Annotated in this window: 3 protein-coding genes and 1 pseudogene; 2 read left to right on the forward strand and 2 right to left on the reverse strand. The window is 61.3% G+C overall.

What is annotated here, in order from left to right; all coding sequences use genetic code 11:
- The first annotated feature begins 426 nt into the window (after window positions 1–426).
- Window positions 427–615, forward strand: coding sequence for a hypothetical protein (locus OCH239_RS21250; RefSeq protein WP_037267465.1), 189 nt, complete (start codon window positions 427–429; stop codon window positions 613–615).
- 59 nt (window positions 616–674) lie between these two features.
- On the opposite strand, the gene OCH239_RS21255 is transcribed toward OCH239_RS21250, so the two are convergent.
- On the reverse strand, window positions 675–1133 hold the full coding sequence (locus OCH239_RS21255) for a hypothetical protein (RefSeq protein WP_037267466.1): 459 nt from the start codon (window positions 1131–1133) through the stop codon (window positions 675–677).
- A 222-nt stretch (window positions 1134–1355) separates the two neighbouring features.
- On the reverse strand, window positions 1356–1505 hold the full coding sequence (locus tag OCH239_RS23040) for a hypothetical protein (RefSeq protein ID WP_157578052.1): 150 nt from the start codon (window positions 1503–1505) through the stop codon (window positions 1356–1358).
- A gap of 236 nt (window positions 1506–1741) precedes the next feature.
- Between OCH239_RS23040 and OCH239_RS21260 the strand changes: the two are divergent.
- Window positions 1742–2212 (forward strand): annotated as a pseudogene (locus OCH239_RS21260) (ABC transporter substrate-binding protein); the annotation flags it as partial.

Genomic DNA, 2212 nt, shown 5'->3' on the forward strand with positions numbered 1-2212 from the left:
CGACTTCTTCAGCAGCCTGCTAAATCCCCTTCCCTTGCGCTCCCTTTCCCGGCCACGGGCGAACGCTCCCGCTTCCAGCGGGAAGCGTCACGCCGCCTTGTCCTCGTGAAGCTGCCGCTGGCCGTTCCGGCGCGGGATGCAGAGCGTCAGTCCGATCCTGCCCTCCGGGCAGGGCCAGCCTATTGACGGTTTCAGGGCGCATCCGTGGCGGCCGAAATCCCGTGTTTTCAAGTGTTCGGAAAATGGCTGAGCGTAATCTTATTGCTTCGCACGATACGGCCCGTTGCCGCCTGATGGGCGCAACCCGCAAGGGGTTCTCCACTTCGCTGCGCTCCGTTGCGACCGCTTCGCGGTGCGCCCGGCGGCCCCGCGCCGAAGTCGGGCTTCGCGATTACGCACAAACAGCCATTTTCAGAGGAACGCATTATGAAAACACTCATCGCTTTTTGCCGCAAAACTGGCCGCGTCTTGTCTCGGTTCGTCAATAGGCTGGCCCGCGACCTGACCCGGAAGGGTCAGTTGCGGATCGGACTGACGCTCAGCATCCCTTTTATCGCCAAGTTCGAGATCGGCTACCACGTCACTGTCGAGAAGAAGGAGGACAAGGCGGCGTGACGCTACCTGCCCCGCCTACCGGCGGGGCGTTCGCCCGTGGCTCCCGACCCGGCATCTGCCTAGCAGTCATCAGGCCCGCCAAGCTGAATCCTACCGCTCGACATCAAAACCGGACGCCAAAGCGCTGCCATGACGCCGATACTTTCCAACGATGAGTGTAGTATTCCGAGCGGCAATCCAGCAGCGCGGTTCAGGGTATCAGCTAGCGGCCCGGTATGGCCCTTGGCCTCTTCTGAAAACACTGTCGGAACCTCAGACACTCGCTCTACCAACTCGCTTACGGACCCGGAGCCCCGAACCAACTTCGAGGCCATATAGGCCGCAAGACATTGCGCACCGTTGTCGTTGAAGAGTGGGCTGTGATGCCCGATCGCCTTAGCCACCTTCAAATTGAACTGCTTGGCCTCATACATCATCATCCAAGGGTCTGCGTTTTCGGTAAGAGTCTCGTCGGCGGCATTTTCCTCGATCCAGAGATCATGAAGCTGATACGCCGGTCCTTCGATCATCTTCTCCATCGCCGTCAATCTCCCCATAATTTCAGGGTTTTGGTGGCTCATGTCGGACTGGTGTTGGAACGGATGCCCACCGCTCACGTTTCAGATAGAACCGGTCGTACAAGAACGGGCCTCACGTGTTCCCGATCTAACCGCGGCGATCGCGCAGCACGGATACAGCCGTCAAAGACCAGCGTGAGCGATAAGCTCAAGAGCAGATAAATCCCGCCGGCAAAGATCACGTCAACCAGAACACACCTGCAGTACCAGAACGTCGGGGCGGATCACGCGAACTTCTCCGCGAAATGTGCGCGCCGTGCGGACGGGATCGGCAACACCGTCCGCACCACGGGCGTGGCGGATGTTCCAGCCAATGCAGGTGACATCACTCAAGACTGGATCCCCGCCGCCCATGGCCTCGCACGCTCGGGCATCTGAGACCGCGATGGACGAGCCCTGCCACCGCTTCCCGTGAGGTCGGGCCGCGCTTCGTTGCGCCGAATTTCCGCGATCACCTTCCCGCAAGTATCTGCGTCACGGGTTTTACTCCGCCAATCCCCGCTCCAGTTCCCAAAACTGGTTGCGTTACGCCTGGGCGGACGCCGACCGCCGCCAGGAAGGAGATCCGAATGAAGCTGCTTGCGCTCGCCGTCACCGTCGCGGCGCTTCCCACGCTGACCGAGGCGCAGGACCTGATCACGCGGAATCGCGTGGGGCTCGCCGAGGCGCCGAATACCCTGACGTTCCGGCTGACCGCATACGATCTCTATGCGACCGATCCCAAGACGAAAGCCGCGTTCGAGAATCTCTACCGCGATTTCATCACGGCGCGGCCAGACTGGAAGATCGAAACCCAGCTTCAGACGTCGAATATTGGCCAGGAGCAGGCGCGCCTTCTGCAGCAGTCGCGGGCCGGCCGCGGTCCGGACTGTGCGATGATCGACAGCAGCCAGGTTGCGGTCTTCAAGGAGGCAGGTGTCCTGCAGCCGATGAACGCCGTCTTTTCCGAGGACGAGGTGGCCGATCTCTTCCCGTTCGTGCGCGAGGCGGTGACCGACGCGGAGGGCAACGTGCTGTCTTGGTGGTGGTTCACGGATCTG

Origin of the sequence: Roseivivax halodurans JCM 10272 (genome assembly GCF_000521785.1) — a bacterium.
Lineage (GTDB): Bacteria > Pseudomonadota > Alphaproteobacteria > Rhodobacterales > Rhodobacteraceae > Roseivivax > Roseivivax halodurans.